Below are 18,674 nucleotides of genomic sequence, written 5' to 3'. Positions count from 1 at the left end.
TCTCAGAATTCCGCAAATTTACATTTCCATTCTGCATCCATTTCTTTATGAAGTGTAAATAAATAGTACTTATCGATGGGAAACAACGATTGCCCCTCCTGTGACCGAACGTTTGACTCGAAGCGTGGACTTCGCGTTCACCACAGCAGCACTCACGGCGAACGTCTGCCAAACAGGGAGTGTGACCTCTGTTCGGACCGATTTCATTCTGAATACGAGAAACGCTACTGCTCTGACGAGTGTCGCGATGCCGCGGTATCCTTTTCTGGGGCTGACAACCCAAATTACTCCGGCGCGAAAGCAGAAACGACCTGTGACAATTGCGGCACGGTTTTCGAGTACTATCCATCAGAAAAGAAGGGCTGTTACTGCCCGGAGTGTGTCGAGAACGCTGAGTGGCGGCACAGCCGAGAGATTTCCGGTGCGGCAAATCCAAACTGGAACGGCGGAAAGCTCAGATTTGGCTGCTCTGTCTGTGACAGCCCCGTTGAGCGATACCCGAGCGATGTGACTGGCGAAGTCGTCCTTTGCAGTCGCAACTGCCACGCCGAGTGGCTCTCGGCGGCGTTCACCGGCGACGGCCATCCGAACTGGCGCGGCGGTGGCGTCGGCGACTACGGACCGGGATGGCGGGCAGTCCGCAAGCAGGCGCTGGAGCGGGACGACCACGCCTGTGTACTCTGTGGCACTGATGCAGACGAACTAGGGCGGAACCCGGACGTACACCACATCGTGCCGGTCCGACTGTTCGCTGCGATGCCAGCCCTTGCTGTCCGGGATGCGCATACGCTGGACAACGTCGTCTCGCTGTGTCCGGGCTGTCACCGTCGGGCGGAGTTCGGTCACGTCTCGCGGGCAGAATTGCGCTGGCGGGCTGGCATCCAGCGGCGGGACCCGTCTGCTGTCGGTGGTGTGACGGTGTAGTCGGACCGGAATCTACACAATCGGGCCCGCCGCCAGTATGCGTATGTCACCGACTGTCGACGAACTGCGGAACGAGATTCGCGAGGCTGTCGGACGGTACGAACGCCCGGTCTCGACTGCTTTTACCAAGGAAGCGCTGGCGGCGATCTGCGAGGCCGTCGGATACGACATCGACACGGATCGGCTGCCGTCGAAGCCACAAATGCGGGCTGGGATTCTCTGGAAAATTGGAGAACGGGAGGACGACGACCCGGCAGACGCGGAGCAGCCCTTCCGGAAGGGCGAACTCGAAGCGGTTGCCGCGGCACTGGCTGAGAAGTAACGCAGGGCTTCGCTGGTACTGGCTTGTTTGACTACCCCGAAGCTGGCAGCATGCGGAAATATTTGCGTCTCGACAGCGAACTAACTAGTATGAGACGCAACCGCTCCCCGACGTTCGAGAACAGACAGGCGGCTGGGAAACGGCTGGGAGAGGCGTTGCGCGAGCGGGATATCGAAGTCAACATCGTCCTCGCAATTCCCCGTGGTGGACTGCCGGTGGGTCGTCCCGTCGCCGACACGCTGGGTGTTCCGCTCGACATCGCGGTCGCAAAGAAGATCGGCGCACCGAACAACCCCGAGTACGCCATCGGCGCTGTCGCCGCTGATGGGACTGTGTGGCTCAACAGTGATGTCATTGATCGACGAGAGATTCCTCGTGACTACGTTGCGAACACGCGAGCGGAGATGGCCGACGCCGCCAAGCAGAAAGCCCAGCGCTACCGCGACTCGGAGTCATCGCCGTCGCTTACGGGCAAGCGGGTGTGCCTCGTCGACGACGGTGTGGCGACGGGCGCGACGGCGCGGGCCTGCATCGAGCAGATCCGACAGGCCGACCCCGAACGACTGGTGCTCGCGGTACCGGTCGCCTCGCCGCGGGCGATGTCGGACCTCGAAGCGCTGGTCGACGAGGTGGTCTGTCTGGAGGTTCCGTCGGAGTTCCGCGCTGTCGGCCAGTACTACGAGCAGTTCGAGCAGGTCTCCGACGAGGCCGCGATGTCGTATCTGGCTGAGGAGTGATTCAGCGCTCTATTCTGGATTCGGGTCGGACGGTTTCGGTTTCCGTCTCGCCGATGGGGGTAAAGTCGCCACTGGACTTGATAATCGAGAGCGCCGTCATGATATCTGTCCGGGTGAGCAGCCCCTCGAAGGAGTCGTCCTCGTCAGTGACGAGCAAGCGACCGACGGAGTTCTGCTGAAGTGAAGTCAGCGCGTCCATCACGTCGGTGTCCGGGCTGATCGTGATGATCTCCGTCGTCATCACGTCGCCGACGGTGTAGGCCTCGCGCTCGACCTCTTGAACGGCGCGGGCGTCTTCGAGCGTCACGAGGCCGACGACCTCGCCGCCACGTTCGACCGGGTAACCGGTGTGGCGCTCCTTGAACATCGTCTGGATGAGCTCACGGACAGACATATCTTCGGGGACCGTCGTTACGTGGTCCGCCGGCGTCATCACGTCCGCGACGGTGACGCCCTCGAACGCGGCCCGCATTGAGGTCTGGCGGGACTCGCCCGCCGCGCCGATGTAGATGAAGAAGGCCAGGCCGGCGAGGAAGATATTTCCGAGGACGAAGATGCCAAAGAGGCCGAGAAAGACGGCGAACACCTTCCCGACCTCGGCGGCGATGGTGGTGGCTCTGGCGTACGACCGCCGGCGGGCGAGCAACGCGCGAAGGACCCGGCCGCCGTCCATCGGGAACCCCGGGAGCATGTTGAACGCCGCCAGCGCGATATTCATCAGCGCGAGATAGCCGAGGATGAACCGGGCCGATTCGATAGGCGTCGCCGCGCCGCTCGGGAGAATCTGGAACGCGACAAAACAGACAGCGCCGACGGCGATACTGACGATGGGGCCGGCGATAGCGATGACCAGCTCTTGCTTCCAGTCTTCAGGCATCTCGCTGAGCTGGGCGATGCCGCCGAACAGCCAGAGCGTGATGGAGTCGATGGGAAAGCCATAGCGGATGGCCACCAGGGAGTGGCCGAGTTCGTGGAGGACGACGCCGGTGAACAGGCCGACGGCCGCACCGATGCCGAGCACCCAGACGAGCGCGCCGTCTGTGAGGACGGCCGCATCCAGCCCGGCGTTCAGTGTCCCATTCAACAGCTCGGTCGTCTGTTCGATCTGTGTCCCGATAATCCAGGCGAACAGCGGTAGCACGAGGAGAAACGTCAGGTCCAACTGGATGGGGATTCCGAACGCGCTTCCGATGCGAAACCGGCGCATACTCCTCGCTTATCGGGGGACGGTCTTAAGCCCCCTTGGCAGGACTGTCGCAGTCACCGCCGCCGGTACGCCTTTGCGCCGAGCCCGTGACGGTCCACTCATGAGTGACCCACTGATTCGGCGGACCGAAGACATCGAGTACGACCCTGTCGACGCAGCTGACGGGCTGGAAAAGGGCGTTCTCATCGGCGAGGAGAACGGCGGCGGTAACCTCGCAATCCGTCGCTTCACGTTCGCCCCCGGCGGCAACGTGCCGAAACACACCAACGAAATCGAACATGAGCAGTACGTCCTTGCCGGACAGTACACCGTCGGCATTGAGGGCGATGAGTACGATGTCGAAGCCGGCGATAGCCTCCATATCCCCGCTGGCGCTGTCCACTGGTACCGTAACGACGGCGACGAACCGGGCGCGTTCCTCTGTGCGGTTCCCACCGGCGACGACGAAATTACGCTACAAGGCTAATTCGTAGTAGTGGCGTCGCATCTTAGCGCCGTAAGGCACCTGAGGTCAGATACATCGCTAGTGGGGCACTTGCTCCACAAGCATACGTCCCGGTGAACGTCTTGTAAGAAAATAACCGAATTCGATCAATTACCGTTCAAAGACCCCGGACAGATACGTCTGAGAATAATCGGCTGGCCCCATTCGGACGCGGCGCAGAATCAAGTACAGCGGCGCGGTGAACACAGTGCTAATAATAACCGACCCGATGACCCATAGCGGCCATAGCGGCTGATAGTATGCGTTGGCTCCTTTCAGCGACTGAGCATCGTCGTAGAACGCCTTTATTGAACCGATGGCGGTCAGGAGCGCCGCAAACGAGACAGCCAGCAAAAAAACAACTGTCACTTCTCTGAGGCCGGGTAGTTTCAGTCCACCCAGCTTTACGATAAGTCCGGCTACTGGCGCTACGACCCACACAATTAGTGTGTGATACATATGCCACCGATACGCCGGCTTCTTCCGACCACGTTGTTCATGCGGACTCATACTGCCGTCGTCGTATTCTTCCATCCATTCACAACTTGAAGAATACAATTACTTAGACTTACGGAAATAAAAATTCTATTCATTTTATAATTTGAAAGATAAAATTTGGGAGACTGAATCCAACTAATAATTCGATAGCGCGCCGCTCAAAAGATGCTCGGTGGCGACGAACCGTACACAGTGTGTGCGAGCAGAGTCCGGCACAACTGCGGCGGACTGATGCAATAGTCGCCAACATTCTGAAGTCACTGGTACGCTCCCTCGAAACAAGTCCGAACCGCTCAAGTAGCGCAGTCGCCACTAGACGACTGTGTCACAGCAGGCCGCACAGGTAGAGACGCTGTTCCTCCACGAACACGGCGAGGAGTTCCGCGTCGCCGCCCACCGGGACGGCGAGCGGCTCTTCCACGGCATCCTCGAGCTCAAAGAGACCGACGCCGGTCCCCGCCCGCGTCGCCTCCGCGTCAAGGACGGGACCAGCGAGGAGCTTCGCTCACCCGACCAGTTCGTCGACCTCGCCCGCCGTGCGGCCCGCATTCGAATTTCAGAGCAGACCGCCCCGCTCGCACGCGAGCGTGTCCGCGAGATGCTCGACGCGTACCAGATCGAGGCCAAGGTCGTCCGGACCTGTCGGCTGTGTGCCTCTGACGGGCGCTACTCGCCGATCACGAGCGAGACGGCCATCGAGACCGACGACGAAACCATCTGTCCGGAGTGCGCTCGCCAGCAACTCGACCGCGAACTCGCGTTCAAAGGAAGTATCAGCAGCGACGCCCGCGACCGCCTCGAAGAGCTACTGCTTGAGGTGCAGGATCTCGACCGGGTGACGAACCTCCTGTCGGGCCAGCTGGACCCGGACCTGACGAAGTTCGACGAGATTTCAGCCACCGTCGACGAGGTCGACCCCGTCCGCGTCGACTCGCTTGACCTCCATCCCGGGATGCAAGACCATCTCGAATCGCGGTTCGATACACTGCTGCCGGTCCAGAGCCTCGCCGTCGAGCACGGGGCCACAGAGGGCCGTGACCAGCTGGTCGTGAGCGCGACAGCGACGGGGAAGACGCTCATCGGCGAGATGGCCGGTATCGACCGCGTCCTGAACAACAAGGGGACGATGCTGTTTCTCGTCCCGCTGGTCGCGCTTGCGAACCAGAAATACGAGCAGTTTCAGGGCCGCTACGGCGACATGGTCGACGTGTCGCTCCGCGTGGGTGCGAGTCGCATCGCCGACGAGGGCGGCCGCTTCGACCCCGAGGCCGACGTCATCGTCGGGACCTACGAGGGGATCGACCACGCGCTCCGGACCGGCAAGGACCTCGGCACTGTCGGCACAGTCGTCATCGACGAGGTCCACACGCTCGGGGAGGACGAGCGAGGCCACCGGCTCGACGGCCTGATCTCGCGGCTGAAGTACTACTGTGAGTCCGGGGGTGCGCCCGACAGCGGCGACACGCAGTGGGTCTACCTCTCGGCGACGGTCGGTAACCCCGGCCAGCTGGCCGACCAGCTCCGGGCGACACTCATCGAGTTCGAGGAGCGGCCGGTCCCAATCGAGCGCCACGTTACGTTCGCCGACGGCCGCGAGAAGATCGAGACCGAAAAGAAGCTCGTCAAGCGAGCATTCGACAACAAATCCAGCAAGGGCTACCGCGGCCAGACGATTATCTTCACCAACTCCCGACGGCGCTGTCACCAGATTTCTCGCAAACTGGAGTACAGCTCCGCGCCGTACCACGCCGGGCTGGACAACCGGAAGCGCCAGCGGGTCGAGCGGCAGTTCGCCGATCAGGACCTGGCGGCGGTCGTGACGACGGCGGCCCTCGCGGCGGGGGTGGACTTCCCGGCCTCGCAGGTCATCTTCGACTCGCTGGCGATGGGTATCGAGTGGCTCACCGTCCAGGAGTTCAGCCAGATGCTCGGCCGTGCCGGCCGCCCGGACTACCACGACAAGGGCACCGTCTACATGCTGGTCGAGCCGGACTGTTCGTACCACAACAGCATGGAGATGACCGAGGACGAAGTGGCGTTCAAGCTCCTGAAAGGCGAGATGGAGCCGGTCATCACCCGCTACGACGAGGGCGCAGCCGTCGAGGAGACGCTGGCGAACGTCACCGTCGCCGGCAAGCAGGCCAAGCGGCTCAACGACCGGATGGTCGGCGAGGTGCCGACGAAGCACGCGCTGGGGAAACTGCTCGAATACGAGTTCATCGACGGCCTCTCACCGACGCCGCTCGGCCGGGCCGTGACGCGGCACTTCCTCGCGCCCGACGAGGCGTTCCAGTTGCTCGACGGCATCCGCAAGGGACAGCATCCCTACGAAATCGTCGCCGACATGGAATTACGCGACGAGCACTGAGCGGTCCGCGCCCGTCCAACCTGTCGGCTGAATATCCTTTCGGCGTACATTCTTGTAGCGGCACGTACTTCCGGTGTCCATGGGCCTGTTCGATACGATCCGTCGCGCCGTCGGTGGCGATGACTCGTCGACCGACGGGGACGAGCAGGCGGCCGGGGGCGACCCGCCGTCCGACGATGGGCCGGGACTCTTGGACACGGCGACGCTCGACCCGACGACGTTCCGGGAGTACGCCGAGCACGTCGTCGACGGCGCGGACCCGCTGACGTTCGACCCCGACGCGCTCGCGCGCCTCGATACGGCTATCGAGGAGAGCTACGACGGCAGAACCGCGGGCGATGACGCGAGTGTGACGACCTACACTGAGAACACGGTTCGGTTCGGGAGCTATCTCGGTGACCTCCTCGTGCGAGCCTACGACGGCGAGTGGGTCCAGTCCGACGGTCGATGGGGCGTCGCCGTTGCCGGGCCGGACGACGAGGTGGCGGTCGCGGTGTTCGATGTGGCCGCCCGCTCGTTCGGCGACGAGCCGGTGTTCGCGGCTGTCGTGACGCGACTGGAATCCGAACTGGCGCTCGATACTATCCGGAGTACCGGAGACGACGGACCGAAAGACCCGGAGACGGACGAAACCGATACCGACAGTGTCGTCTCCGAACCGACGCGGGTCGTTAGCCGCGTCGACGACGGACAGACTGACGAGCGAGGTGAGACAACTGCCGCCGATACCGCTGATTCCGATTCGTCCCAGACCATCGAGACGGAGCCGACCCGGGTCGAACCCGAATCGGAAACGGGCGACCGGTCGGGCGACACTGACCCCACGCCTGTCGTCAGTGAGGGTACTGACGAGCCAGCGAACGAGGCTCCACCGGACAACGAAGCTGACGGCTCGACTGCCGACATCGGCGGGAACGCAGTTCCCGATACGATCGATTCAGCGTCAGATGATGCCGACAGCGAGCCGCCGGCCGCTGAAACCACTGAAGAGGAACCGACTATCGACTCAACCGACGCAGGGTCGGCAACCGACACCGCTGTCGAGCAGCCGGCGGATGACACAGATGCTGATCAACCAACGGCTGAAACACCGGTGACGGAGCCACCGCTCGACGCCTCTGGGGATGAGCCGACTGCCGACACGACTGCTGCTGGCGAGACGACGGCCGAAAATACAGTCACAGCCGACGAAGCGGCCACCTACATCGACGAAGCGGAGCCGACGGTTGGCAGTGCCCCAGTGGACCCTTCAGACGATGCGCCAGCGACCGAGATACCGTCCGAGGACTCGGTTGCCGATTCCCGCGACGAAGACGGAACCGGCGACAACACACCCGCGGGGGCGGCAACTGACACACCCGCTGACGAAGGAGCGACGGACACAGCCGACGCCGAGGAGGTCGATGAATCGATGGACGACGAACCGGCCCTCGATAGCTCGCCGGATACATCGGCAGACGCCGGTCCAGACGCGGTGGGTTCCGAAACCGCGGTCGACGAGCCACTTGCAGACACAGCTGATGCCGAGGCGGTCGATGACGAGCCGGCAGCCGGTACAGAATCCGACGCTGGGGAACTGTTTGATGACAGTGACACATCGGTTCCTGTCGGGGATGTCGAGGCGTCTGGTGCCACTGGTAATGCACCGTCACAGGACGTGACCACTGACGAGACGGCTGCGACAGCGGCCACCGACGAGAGTGAACTGTCCGCGTCCACTGATAGCGACCCGACCGCTGGCTCGATGACTCGCTCGTGGGAACCCGACACGGTCCGTGCGGACCACGCCGATACCGCTGTCGAGTTCGCCGACTTCTGGGGCGAACACGACCTCGATTTCTCGCCGGCCTCGCTTTCGCGGCTCGACGATCTGGTTGACGCGGAGTGGGACGACGAGCGCTTCGCCGAAACGACGTTCGGGAGCGACGCGTCGTTCGACGACCGCGCGTTCACCAGTGTCGTGCGGGAACTCGGCGGCTATTTCGGCGAGGTCCTCGTTCGGCAACTCGACGGCGAATGGAGCGATGAAACGGACCACGAAGCGGCCGTCGTCGTCGGCGGACCGGCCGGGCAGTTCGCCGTCCCCGTTTTCCAGGTCGCGATAACCTCGCTCAGAAAACAGGCGGTGTTCGGCCGGAGCTACGACGCCCTGCTCGAAGACCTGGGTCGTGACGGCCCGACGCGGTGAGCGACGCGACTCCGGCCGGGTTCCTCGCTGTTGCTAGTCAGACAGGGGTATGACCGACGTGCTCCCACATTCGGGACACTCGTCGTGGTCTGTGTAGAGGAGCGTATCACACTCGATACACCGGTGGGTGGCTTCGTCGTCGGTCGCGTTTCCGACCTCCTGTTTCAGCTCCTCGACTTTTCGACCGAGATCGTTGAAAAGGCTCATTGTGACCAATTCGGCCCGGACAGGGATAAACGTCGGCCGCCGGAGCAGGGTGTGAGCGGACGCCTGCGCTCGCAAACGACCCATCCTTTTGTCACTGGCTCCGCAGGGGACAGACGTGTCGCTGCCACCTGTCACGCCGGGGATGTTGTTCGTGTTCGCGGTCATCGTCGCCGCGCTGGTGCTGTTTGCGACGGAGGCGCTGCCAGTCGACGTGACCGCTATCGCCGTCATGGTCGCGCTGATGCTGGCCGAACCGGTGACGGTATTTGCGGCCGATGCCGGGCTGCTCGCCGAACCGGTGTACGTGTTACATCAGGCCGGCGATGGGATTTCGCCGCTGGATCGCGGGCTCTCAGGCTTTGCCTCGACAGCGACGATAACGGTGCTGGCGATGTTCATTCTCTCAGACGGCGTCCAGCGGACCGGTATCGTCCAGATTCTCGGCGCGAAAATCGCCTCGCTGACCGGAGACAGCGAAACGAAACAGCTTGGTGCGACCGTCGGGCTGGTCGCACCTATCTCCGGGTTCATCAACAACACCGCTGCCGTCGCTATCCTCCTGCCGATGGTCACCGATATCGCGCACAAGGGGAAACTCTCACCATCGAAGCTACTGCTGCCGCTGTCCTACGCCTCGATGTTCGGCGGCATGTTGACGCTCATCGGCACCTCGACGAACATCCTCGCATCGCAGCTCTCGTCCGAACTCATCGGCCGCCCGTTCAGCATGTTCGAGTTCACCCAGCTCGGCATCATCGTGACCATCGTCGGGACGATCTATCTGCTCACTGTCGGGCGCTATCTGGTCCCCTCGCGTATCCCGGTCGAAGAGGACCTCACTCAAGAGTTCGAGATGGGTGAGTACCTGACCGAAGTTGTCGTCCGCGAAGATTCCCCGCTGATCGGCCAGACTGTCGAGGAGGCGCTCAGAGTCTCGAAGTTCGACGTGGACATCGTCCAGCTGGTCCGCGAGAAACGCACGTTCCTCGAACCGTTCGGCCAGAAAGCGATTCGGGCCGGTGACGTTTTCGCCATTCGGACGGGCCGGGACACGCTCGTCGATCTCCTCGATGTCGAAGGGCTGGACGTGATTCCCGAGGTCGAGGTCGACGACGCGGAACTGGAAACCGCAACCGAGCGAAAGAACCTCGTCGAGGTCGTCGTTGCCCCCGGCTCCTCGCTCATCGGCGAGACGCTTGTCTCCACCAACTTCCGCCAGCGCTACGACGCGACCGTGCTGGCACTTCGCCACGGGCAGGAACTGTACCGCCAGCGGATGGACCACGTCAAACTCCGCATCGGCGATACGCTTCTGGTGCAGGCCACCCCAGACAGTATCGACCGTCTCAACCGCAACAACGACTTCATTGTCGCCCAGGAGGTCGAACGACCGGACTTCCGCCAGTCGAAGATCCCTGTCGCAATCGGCATCGTGGCCGCCGTCGTCGGTGTCGCGGCGCTGACCCCGATTCACATCGTCATCTCGGCGCTCGGGGGTGCGCTGGCGATGGTCCTCACCGGCTGTCTCCGCCCGCCGGAGCTGTACGACGCTGTCCAGTGGGACGTCGTCTTCCTGCTCGCCGGCGTCATTCCGCTGGGCATCGCCCTGCAGGAAACTGGCGGCGCTGATCTGCTCGCAGAGCTGTTCGTCATGGGTGCCGGCAGCATCCTCACCGCCGGTGGCGGCCTCGCCGTCGTCCTCGGTCTGATGTATCTCGTCACGGCGCTGCTGACGAACATCATCTCGAACAACGCCTCCGTCGTCCTGATGATCCCGGTGGCTATCGAAACTGCCCAGCAACTGAACGCCAACGCCTTCGCCTTCGTCCTCGCCGTCACGTTCGCCGCATCGACGGCGTTCATGACGCCGGTCGGCTACCAGACGAACCTCCTCGTCTACGGCCCCGGTGGGTACCAATTCACCGACTATCTGAAGGTCGGTGCGCCGCTACAGGCCGTATTCGCCATCGCGACGACCCTTGGTATCGCGTATTTCTGGGGCCTCGCTCCCGCGTGACACGGCCGGCTTGCAACGAAACGCTTTACACGCTGTCGAATTGAGAGGGTAGTACGGGATCGTGGGGTAGCTTGGTAACCTTCGGGCCTTGGGTGCCCGCGCCCCTAGTTCAAATCTGGGCGATCCCATACCTGCGATACCGAAAGCGACCTTTTTGTCGCCTCTACCGCTAACCTTCCAGCGCCCTGTTCTGCCAGTCCCTTACTGCCATCGCTGCTCAGACTCGTAGCCACGGCCAGGCATCGCCACCATCTCCGTAGCGACTCCTCGGGCGACAGTGCAAAAAGAACCCATCGCGAGATCGCATCGCGCTAGTCGCCAGTCCGATCAGGGGCGAACGCGCGGTGTGTTTATCGCTGGCTGTCGGTATCGCTGTGGTCGTCCGCGCCGCCGCTGGTGTCGAACTGATCGACGGTCGCAGCCAGCGAGTCGGCACGGTCCCGTAGTTCGTCCGCGCTCTGTGCGATTTCGGCGACGGACGCGGACTGCTCTTCGGCGGCCGCCGATACCTGCTCTGCGTCTTCCGTCACGTTCTGGCTGATCTCGGACACTCCGTCGACGCGGTGGACGACGCTTTGCGTCGCGTCGGCTTGGTCCTCGGTCGCGTCCGCAATCTCTTGGATACCGTCGTTGGCGTTCTCGATCGCGTCGACGGTATCCTCGATCGCGTCGGCAGCCTCGCGGACAGTCTCGACACCGGTGTCGATGTGGTCGCTGGTCGCGCGGATGTCCGTGACAGTCTCGTCGGTCTCCGTCTGTACGGCGGCGATTTCGGCTTCGATCTCTGCTGCCGCCTGTTTCGTCTCTTCTGCGAGGCTCTTGACCTCGTCGGCGACAACAGCGAAGCCCTCGCCGTCCTTGTCTGCGCGGGCGGCTTCGATGTTGGCGTTCAGGGCGAGCATGTTCGTCTGCTCGGCGATATCCGAGATGAAGTCGACGATCTCGCCGATGTCGTCCATGCGCTCCTGCAGCGCGAGAATCTGGTCGACCGCGTCTGCCGACCGGGACTCGATTTCCGCCATGTCGTCAATGGCCGACTCGGCGGCCTCCCGGCCCGTTTCGCCACGGTCGACGGCTTCTCTGGCCGTCTCTGCGACCGTCGTCGACGACGCTGCGACCTCCTCGATGCTCGCCGATAGCTCGTCCATCTCGGCGGCGGCCTCCTCGAGATCGTCGTGCTGTCTGATAGCGCCGTCCGCGATCTCCTGTATGCGGTCACTGACGGTCTGGCTCGTCGTCTCGATTTCTTCGGCCCCAGTCGCGACTTCGATCGTGGCATTCGCGACTTCGTCGGCGAACGCCGCGACTTCGCTGACGGTGGCTTCGAGCCCGTCGAGCATCGCGTTGAACTCGACTGCGACTTCCCGCATCGCCGTCTCCTCCGCGTCCTCGTCGAGTCGCTTCGTGAGGTCACCGTCAGCGATTTCCTGCATCACCGCACTGTACTCGGTGGCGCGCTCCTGCAGGCGCTGGCTGGCTTCCTCTGCCTCTGCCCGTGCGTCCTCCGCTTCTGTACGCAGTTCTTCGGCTTCCGACCGCGCCGTCTTCGCTTCCTCGACTGCCTCCTCCGCTTCCTGAATGCGGTTCTGGAGTGAGATCCGCATATCGTCGAACGTCCCGTAGAGGCGGCCGATTTCGTCGGCGCGGTTCGTCGAGAGGTCGACATCGAAGTCGCCGGCCTCGATGCGTTCAGCACGGTCCCGCAACTGCTTCAGCGGGTCGACCGTGCGTTTCCCGAGTACGAGGCCGACAGCCGACAACGAAACGAGCGCCAGCAGGACAAGCAGTCCGACCGTCTGTCCGACCGTGTCACGGACACTGAACGCCTGCGCCGTGTCCAGGCTCGTCACCGTGACCCAGTTCGTGGTCGGGACGGGCGCGAACGCGTACACGCGACCATCCGAAACCGCTGTCACCGGTGCTGCAGTACCGTTCGCATCGCGGATTGCCGCGAGGCTCTCGCTGTGGGTGTCAGCATCGAACTCGCGGTCGATGTTCAGTACCGTCTCGTCGTTGGTGTTCAGAATCGTGGTTTCCTTCGTCGAATTAGTATCGCTGAGCCGGTCGACCTGACTCTGGATGCGTGTGACGACGACGAGGTGCGAGCCGTCGCGCTTCGGGACCGAGCTAGCGAACGCCATCACGGGTTCGTCGTTGAGGACCGGTGAGCGGTACGACCGACTACTCGACCAGACCTGTGTGTTGTTCCCGGGTCCCTCCGGCACTTCGGCGGCCGTCCACGGCGCGTCAAGTTCGGACAGCGACCGCCCCTCCAGTGGGAGTTCCGTACTGGCGACCACTTCGCCACGAGTATCGTTTACGAGGTGCATACTGACAACATCGTCAGGCAGTAGCTGGTCCTGCAGCAGGATGTACGCCGCAGCGCGCCGGTCGCTCCGGAGCGGTTCACCTTGCGAAATGGATCGTGTGTGCGTGCGTTGCTGTTCAACCCACGAGCCGATAGAGTCCCCCTCCAGCTGACTGGTCTCGGCGAGCTGTTCGGTCGTCTGTTGTTCGACTGCCGTGGATGTCGCCTGAAACGTGAACGCGCCAGCGCCTGCGATGACGAGCAACACGGCGAGGAACGCAACAGCGAACTTCGCAGCGAACCGCTGCCGGACGAACTCGGGGGCGACCCGATCAAGTGCACTCGCCAGTCCATCGAGTGGACCGCCCGCCATCAGGCACCACCCGTGTTAGAGCGCTCAGTGGGTACGACGATGTCGCCGGCGGCGACCTGCTCCCGCGACGTCGACAGCGCTTCCCTGACATCGTCGGGAATCGCCGGTTCGAGGGAGGTCCCATAGACGATGCCGACGCCGTCACTGTCAAGCCCGAGAGAAACGACCTCACCAGCGGGGAGGTTGTCCGCGACCGTCGCTGTCGCCGCGTCGTAGACTGCGACGTTTACTCGCTTGACCATGCTCGCGAGCACGACGTCCGCGTACCGGGGATTACTCCGGGACTGGTCTGAATCCACTCCGATCGCGTACCGCCCATGGGCCTGCGCGGCCTGGAAGATGCCAACACCTGCGCCACCCGCCGCGTGGTAGACGATGTCCGCTCCATCGTTGTACATCCCGGCTGCGATGTCCCGGGCGCCCTGCACGTCGTCGAAGTTCCCGAGATACTCCGTGAGGACATCAACGTCCCCGTTGGCGTACTCGACGCCGGCTCTGAAGCCGGCTTCGAACTTGTGGATGAGTGGCTGGTCGAGGCCGCCAATAAACCCGACTGTCGTCTCTTCCGGGTTCGTTGCACCCGCACCGAGGTCGACATCCCTGGTCGTGAGCAGCCCAGCGAGGTTCCCGGCCTGAAACGACCCCTCGTGTTCGCGGAACACGTAACTCGCCACATTGTCGGCCTCCACGACGGAGTCGACGATCATGAACTGCTGGTCCGTGTACTCCGATGCAGCCTCAGATAGCCCTTCAGCCTGCAGAAATCCGATACAACAGATCAGGTCGTATGACGGGTTCGCCGAACTCGCCAGCTCGGCCTGTATTTCGCCGAACCCGGCGACACTGGTCGGTTCGTGGTTCGTGTACTCGACCCCGTCATCGAGGCGTGCGCGCTGAATGCCGCGGTTCGCCGCATCGTTGAACGAGCGGTCATCGAGCCCACCTAGCGCGTATACCATCCCGACAGTCGCCGCGGCATCGCTCTCGTCGATGCCGCTGGCGGTCGCTTGCTGGCTCTCGCTGGAACCCTCGTCCCCTGCTCCGCTCCCTCCGAAATTCTCGAAGCGGCTCGCACAGCCAGCGAACGCTGCGGTTGCGGCCGCGCTACCGCTGGCGAGGAGTCGACGCCTTGTGATTTTTTGATCGCGCACGGTTATTCTACTCTGAGTGAACCAGGTATACCAGCAAAAACTACTGGCCCCGATTCTCGACACTGATACTGATACTGATACTGATACTGATACTGATTCCCCCTCGTGCCGCATCATTTCAGTTCCACCCCGGTTTGCGAACCTTCTTAGGCCAGTGGGCATAACCACTGTCCACTCAAATGGCGACCGCCGAGAACACCGAACTCATCGACCGCTTCGAGGAGTTCTACCGCAACTACTACCGCAACGAGATCGGTGAGCTCGCCCAGAAATACCCGAACGACCAGAAATCGCTGTATATCGACTGGGACGACCTCTATCGCTTCGATCCGGACCTGGCCGACGACTACCGGACCAAGCCCGAGCAGATCCAAGAGTACGCCGAGGAGGCCCTTCGACTGTACGACCTCCCGGTCGATGTCTCGCTCGGACAGGCTCACGTCCGCGTCCGGAACCTCCCCGAATCCGAGGACATCCGCGACCTGCGCCACGAACACCACGGCAACCTCGTCGCCGTCCGTGGTATCATCCGGAAAGCGACCGATGTCCGCCCGAAAGTCATCGAGGCAGCCTTCGAGTGCCAGCGCTGTGGAACACTCACGCGTATTCCACAGACCGCCGGCGACTTTCAGGAACCCCACGACTGCCAGGGCTGTGAGCGCCAGGGGCCGTTCCGGCTCAACACCGACCAGTCCCAGTTCATCGACGCCCAGAAGCTCCGCGTGCAGGAATCCCCTGAGGGACTGCGCGGCGGAGAGACGCCCCAGTCAATCGATATCAACATCGAGGACGACATCACGGGCCACGTCACCGCCGGCGACCACGTCCGCGTAACCGGCATCCTCAAACTCGACCAGCGGGGCAACGACAACGAGAAGTCCCCGATGTTCGACATCTACATGGAGGGCGTCAGCGTCGAAATCGAGGACGAGCAGTTCGAGGACATGGAGATCACCGACGCCGACAAGAAGGAGATCGTCGAACTCTCCAACGAATCCGATATCTACGACAAGATGGTCGGGGCCATTGCCCCCTCTATCTACGGCTACGAGAAAGAGAAGCTCGCGATGATGCTCCAGCTCTTCTCCGGCGTGACGAAGGAGCTACCTGACGGCTCTCGAATACGTGGGGACCTCCATATGTTGCTGATAGGAGACCCGGGAACGGGTAAATCGCAGATGCTATCATATATCGAGAATATCGCGCCACGCTCTGTCTACACCTCCGGCAAAGGGTCATCGAGCGCGGGGCTCACCGCGGCCGCCGTTCGCGACGACTTCGGCGATGGCCAGCAGTGGACGCTGGAAGCGGGCGCGCTCGTGCTCGCTGATCAGGGTATCGCCGCTATCGACGAACTCGATAAGATGTCTCCCGAAGATCGTTCGGCAATGCACGAGGCGCTGGAACAGCAGCGTATCAGCGTCTCCAAGGCCGGTATTAACGCGACACTCAAATCCCGCTGTTCGCTGCTGGGCGCAGCCAACCCCAAGTACGGCCGCTTCGACCAGTACGAACCCATCGGTGAGCAGATAGACCTCGAACCGGCGCTCATCTCGCGGTTCGACCTCATCTTCACCGTGACGGACAAGCCCGACGAGGAGAAGGACCGCAACCTCGCCGAGCACATCATCCAGACCAACTACGCCGGCGAACTTCACACCCACCGGACGGAGAACCCGACCTCGAACTTCAGCGAGGAGGAGGTCGGCACCGTCACTGAGGAGGTCGCACCGACAATCGAACCGGACCTCCTCCGGAAGTACGTCGCCTACGCCAAGCGCAACTGCTTCCCGACGATGACCGAGGAGGCAAAGAGCCGTATCGAGGATTTCTACGTCGATCTGCGGATGAAGGGCCAGGACGAGGACGCGCCGGTGCCCGTTACCGCCCGGAAGCTGGAGGCGCTGGTCCGGCTTGCTGAAGCCTCTGCACGTATACGCCTCTCCGACACCGTCGACGAAGCCGACGCCGACCGGGCGGTCGACATCGCCCACTACTGCCTGAAGGAGATCGGTGTCGATCCTGAGACCGGCGAGTTCGACGCCGACGTGGTCGAGACCGGCCAGTCGAAGACCCAGCGCGACCGTATCCAGAACATCAAAGGCATCATTTCCGACATCGAGGACGAGTACGATGAGGGTGCACCCGCCGACGTGGTCATCGAACGCGCTGAGGAGGTCGGTATCGACGAGTCGAAGGCCGAACACGAGATTGACAAGCTGAAACAGAAAGGTGAGGTGTACGAGCCTCGGACGGATCACCTTCGGACAACCTGATATGGACCGCATTTCCGCACTCCGCAATATCGAGGAGGCGCTGGCCGAGTTCGAGGCCGGGTCGCGGTCGCTCAGTGACCTCGAACGGGACGTTCGCGGGACGCTCCGGACCTATGCGACTGAGTTCGAGGGAGACCTGCAAGCCTACCGGGCAAACGGCGGGGCCGCCGTGGATGGCCTCGTCGTCCTCGCGCCATCCGAGACAGCGGCCCGCGAGCGGGTTCGTGACCTCGTCGCAGATGCCGGCGAATTTACCGTTACAGTCGTCGAGTAAGGAATTTTCCAGCACCGTAGCCGCTGTCGGTGTAGCAGATATCTCGTGCCAGTGCTGACTCTCGAACGCGACTGTCTCCCCCCTATATTTCTTTCCGATTTCTCTATGTATTCAGACTAAACTACATTCAATTCAGTAAAATTTTATAGTAATTATAACAATGTCTACCCAGTGCTACTCGTCGTCACGTACTCCCGGGCAGCACGTAGAGACCTGCGGAACGTCTGTCGTGCCCACGAAGACTGTGTCGTTCGGCAGTTCGGGAGAGCAGCGTTGTTCTCCGGAACCGAGTTCGGGGCCTTTCAGGCGCTCCGACTCCACGAGAAACACGGGCTCGACATACAGATCGAGCACGTCGAGCCGTTCGAACCGACAGATGTCCCGAAGCACGTCCGCGAGGCGGCCAAGCGGTACGAGGCACGTGAGGAACCGGCAACGCCCTACGAGCGGTTCGCGTCGGGACGTGACCTCCCGGACCCGGACCAACTCCGAGGCGTCGACCTGTGAAGCTCCGCGTCGCTGGAACCACGTACACGGGCGCTGTCGTCGACCTCCGAACTGGAAACGTCGGCGGTCGAACCATCGCCACAAGCATCCGTGGACAGCGGCGTTTTCCGGTCGTGTCCTGCCCGGAGCCACCGGCCGTGTACGCGTACGTCGGACACGTCCACCCGTCGATGGGACTCCGAACGCGGACTGCACTCGCGGCCGCCGCCCGGTCACGGGAATACGAGACGCCACAGGACGACGCTATCGCCGAGTGTCGCGCCCAGCTGGCCGAGCTTGAATCCTCGCCGCCGGAGCTACCGGACCCTGTCGACCCCGTCCCGGAGTCGACCATCGACGGCCTGCAGGAAGCGGTCGCCACCCACCGCGGTCGTCTCACCGCTCGGCAGGCAGTCGGTGCGGACGACGAAGCGGCACGGGCCGCTCTCCGGGACGCGGCGACGGAATTGAGCGAACGGGAGACTCGACGGACTGCCGCCAGAGAGACTCGCGAACTCCGCCGGGAGCGGGCACGCGCCTACCGGGACACGCTGGAGAAACAACGCCGACTTGCCGACGAACTGGCCAACCTCCGGCGGAGCGCTCGGGCGACCCTCGTCGACCGATGCGCCGAGACGTTCGCTCAGGCCATCGAAGCCGTTCCGGGGCCAGTTCCGGACAGCCCGTTCGACGCTGATCCAGTAACGGCCGCGCTGGGTGTACTCCGAGTCGCCAGAACGCCCGCACCGGTCGTCCTCGAAACGGATCGGTTCAGATCGCCGACGGCTGCATCTGACTGTCTCGACGCCCCTATCGTCCGTTGCTGACTTTTAAATCGGAAGGTCAGGCCACCA

General features: G+C 62.8%; 16 protein-coding genes and 1 tRNA gene. 12 read left to right on the top strand and 5 right to left on the bottom strand.

The genetic code is table 11. The annotated features are described in order from the left end of the window. Positions 1 to 75: 75 nt before the first annotated feature. The 3 genes from C443_RS12395 (at position 76) to C443_RS12385 (ending at position 1,983) form a co-directional block, all read left to right on the top strand. Positions 76 to 924, top strand: a complete 849-nt coding sequence (locus C443_RS12395; protein ID WP_049944046.1) for an HNH endonuclease — start codon at positions 76 to 78, stop codon at positions 922 to 924. A gap of 43 nt (positions 925 to 967) precedes the next feature. Further along, positions 968 to 1,246 carry a hypothetical protein gene (locus C443_RS12390; protein ID WP_005536747.1) on the top strand — a complete coding sequence of 93 codons (279 nt, stop codon included), beginning with the start codon at positions 968 to 970 and terminating at the stop codon, positions 1,244 to 1,246. Positions 1,247 to 1,335: 89 nt separating this feature from the next. Further along, positions 1,336 to 1,983: a phosphoribosyltransferase gene (locus C443_RS12385; RefSeq protein WP_005536745.1), complete on the top strand. Its 648-nt coding sequence runs from the start codon at positions 1,336 to 1,338 to the stop codon at positions 1,981 to 1,983. Between the two features lies 1 nt (position 1,984). On the opposite strand, the gene C443_RS12380 is transcribed toward C443_RS12385, so the two are convergent. After that, positions 1,985 to 3,190, bottom strand: a complete 1,206-nt coding sequence (locus C443_RS12380) for a CBS domain-containing protein (protein WP_005536743.1) — start codon at positions 3,188 to 3,190, stop codon at positions 1,985 to 1,987. A 100-nt stretch (positions 3,191 to 3,290) separates the two neighbouring features. Between C443_RS12380 and C443_RS12375 the strand changes: the two genes are divergently transcribed. Beyond that, on the top strand, positions 3,291 to 3,656 hold the full coding sequence (locus C443_RS12375; protein ID WP_005536742.1) for a cupin domain-containing protein: 366 nt from the start codon (positions 3,291 to 3,293) through the stop codon (positions 3,654 to 3,656). A gap of 129 nt (positions 3,657 to 3,785) precedes the next feature. Here C443_RS12375 and C443_RS12370 read toward each other — a convergent pair whose 3' ends face one another. Beyond that, positions 3,786 to 4,208 (bottom strand): hypothetical protein, encoded by a 423-nt coding sequence (locus tag C443_RS12370; protein WP_049944045.1) that lies wholly within the window; start codon positions 4,206 to 4,208, stop codon positions 3,786 to 3,788. 286 nt (positions 4,209 to 4,494) lie between these two features. On the opposite strand from C443_RS12370, the gene C443_RS12365 reads away from it, so the two are divergent. Next, positions 4,495 to 6,540 carry a DEAD/DEAH box helicase gene (locus C443_RS12365; RefSeq protein ID WP_005536740.1) on the top strand — a complete coding sequence of 682 codons (2,046 nt, stop codon included), beginning with the start codon at positions 4,495 to 4,497 and terminating at the stop codon, positions 6,538 to 6,540. Positions 6,541 to 6,619: 79 nt separating this feature from the next. Then, complete coding sequence (locus C443_RS12360) at positions 6,620 to 8,728, top strand: hypothetical protein (RefSeq protein ID WP_005536739.1); 2,109 nt, start codon at positions 6,620 to 6,622, stop codon at positions 8,726 to 8,728. Between the two features lie 33 nt (positions 8,729 to 8,761). Here C443_RS12360 and C443_RS21745 read toward each other — a convergent pair whose 3' ends face one another. Beyond that, positions 8,762 to 8,935, bottom strand: coding sequence for a hypothetical protein (locus C443_RS21745; protein ID WP_005536738.1), 174 nt, complete (start codon positions 8,933 to 8,935; stop codon positions 8,762 to 8,764). A gap of 142 nt (positions 8,936 to 9,077) precedes the next feature. Here C443_RS21745 and C443_RS12355 point away from each other — a divergent pair, with 142 nt between their 5' ends. Both C443_RS12355 and C443_RS12350 read left to right on the top strand, forming a co-directional pair. Further along, positions 9,078 to 10,952 carry an SLC13 family permease gene (locus tag C443_RS12355; RefSeq protein ID WP_005536737.1) on the top strand — a complete coding sequence of 625 codons (1,875 nt, stop codon included), beginning with the start codon at positions 9,078 to 9,080 and terminating at the stop codon, positions 10,950 to 10,952. A gap of 55 nt (positions 10,953 to 11,007) precedes the next feature. Then, positions 11,008 to 11,080, top strand: a tRNA-Pro gene (locus C443_RS12350). A gap of 222 nt (positions 11,081 to 11,302) precedes the next feature. On the opposite strand, the gene C443_RS12345 is transcribed toward C443_RS12350, so the two are convergent. Both C443_RS12345 and C443_RS12340 read right to left on the bottom strand, forming a co-directional pair. Then, positions 11,303 to 13,633 carry a methyl-accepting chemotaxis protein gene (locus tag C443_RS12345; protein ID WP_005536736.1) on the bottom strand — a complete coding sequence of 777 codons (2,331 nt, stop codon included), beginning with the start codon at positions 13,631 to 13,633 and terminating at the stop codon, positions 11,303 to 11,305. Further along, entirely contained in the window at positions 13,633 to 14,784 is a 1,152-nt protein-coding gene (locus C443_RS12340) for a BMP family lipoprotein (protein ID WP_005536735.1), read from the bottom strand. Before C443_RS12340 ends, C443_RS12345 begins: the two co-directional genes overlap by 1 nt. 179 nt (positions 14,785 to 14,963) lie before the next feature. Between C443_RS12340 and C443_RS12335 the strand changes: the two genes are divergently transcribed. From C443_RS12335 to C443_RS12320, 4 genes are all read left to right on the top strand, one after another. Further along, on the top strand, positions 14,964 to 17,060 hold the full coding sequence (locus C443_RS12335) for a minichromosome maintenance protein MCM (RefSeq protein WP_005536734.1): 2,097 nt from the start codon (positions 14,964 to 14,966) through the stop codon (positions 17,058 to 17,060). A 1-nt stretch (position 17,061) separates the two neighbouring features. Further along, positions 17,062 to 17,334, top strand: coding sequence for a DUF7854 family protein (locus tag C443_RS12330; RefSeq protein WP_005536733.1), 273 nt, complete (start codon positions 17,062 to 17,064; stop codon positions 17,332 to 17,334). 171 nt (positions 17,335 to 17,505) lie between these two features. Next, on the top strand, positions 17,506 to 17,841 hold the full coding sequence (locus tag C443_RS12325) for a DUF7855 family protein (RefSeq protein WP_005536732.1): 336 nt from the start codon (positions 17,506 to 17,508) through the stop codon (positions 17,839 to 17,841). Next, on the top strand, positions 17,838 to 18,647 hold the full coding sequence (locus C443_RS12320; RefSeq protein ID WP_005536730.1) for a DUF7856 family protein: 810 nt from the start codon (positions 17,838 to 17,840) through the stop codon (positions 18,645 to 18,647). Before C443_RS12325 ends, C443_RS12320 begins: the two co-directional genes overlap by 4 nt. The last annotated feature ends 27 nt before the right edge of the window (positions 18,648 to 18,674 follow it).

It is taken from the genome of Haloarcula argentinensis DSM 12282, assembly GCA_000336895.1.
Lineage (GTDB): Archaea > Halobacteriota > Halobacteria > Halobacteriales > Haloarculaceae > Haloarcula > Haloarcula argentinensis.
This window is presented reverse-complemented; position numbering and strand designations above follow the sequence as displayed.

Coding starts and splice junctions, on each gene's coding strand:
- C443_RS12370 (WP_049944045.1), bottom strand. CDS start 4,208: ATGGAAGAATACGACGACGGCAGTATGAGTCCGCATGAACAACGTGGT.
- C443_RS12360 (WP_005536739.1), top strand. CDS start 6,620: ATGGGCCTGTTCGATACGATCCGTCGCGCCGTCGGTGGCGATGACTCG.
- C443_RS21745 (WP_005536738.1), bottom strand. CDS start 8,935: ATGAGCCTTTTCAACGATCTCGGTCGAAAAGTCGAGGAGCTGAAACAG.
- C443_RS12345 (WP_005536736.1), bottom strand. CDS start 13,633: ATGGCGGGCGGTCCACTCGATGGACTGGCGAGTGCACTTGATCGGGTC.
- C443_RS12355 (WP_005536737.1), top strand. CDS start 9,078: ATGTTGTTCGTGTTCGCGGTCATCGTCGCCGCGCTGGTGCTGTTTGCG.
- C443_RS12390 (WP_005536747.1), top strand. CDS start 968: ATGTCACCGACTGTCGACGAACTGCGGAACGAGATTCGCGAGGCTGTC.
- C443_RS12335 (WP_005536734.1), top strand. CDS start 14,964: ATGGCGACCGCCGAGAACACCGAACTCATCGACCGCTTCGAGGAGTTC.
- C443_RS12375 (WP_005536742.1), top strand. CDS start 3,291: ATGAGTGACCCACTGATTCGGCGGACCGAAGACATCGAGTACGACCCT.
- C443_RS12395 (WP_049944046.1), top strand. CDS start 76: ATGGGAAACAACGATTGCCCCTCCTGTGACCGAACGTTTGACTCGAAG.
- C443_RS12380 (WP_005536743.1), bottom strand. CDS start 3,190: ATGCGCCGGTTTCGCATCGGAAGCGCGTTCGGAATCCCCATCCAGTTG.
- C443_RS12385 (WP_005536745.1), top strand. CDS start 1,336: ATGAGACGCAACCGCTCCCCGACGTTCGAGAACAGACAGGCGGCTGGG.
- C443_RS12330 (WP_005536733.1), top strand. CDS start 17,062: ATGGACCGCATTTCCGCACTCCGCAATATCGAGGAGGCGCTGGCCGAG.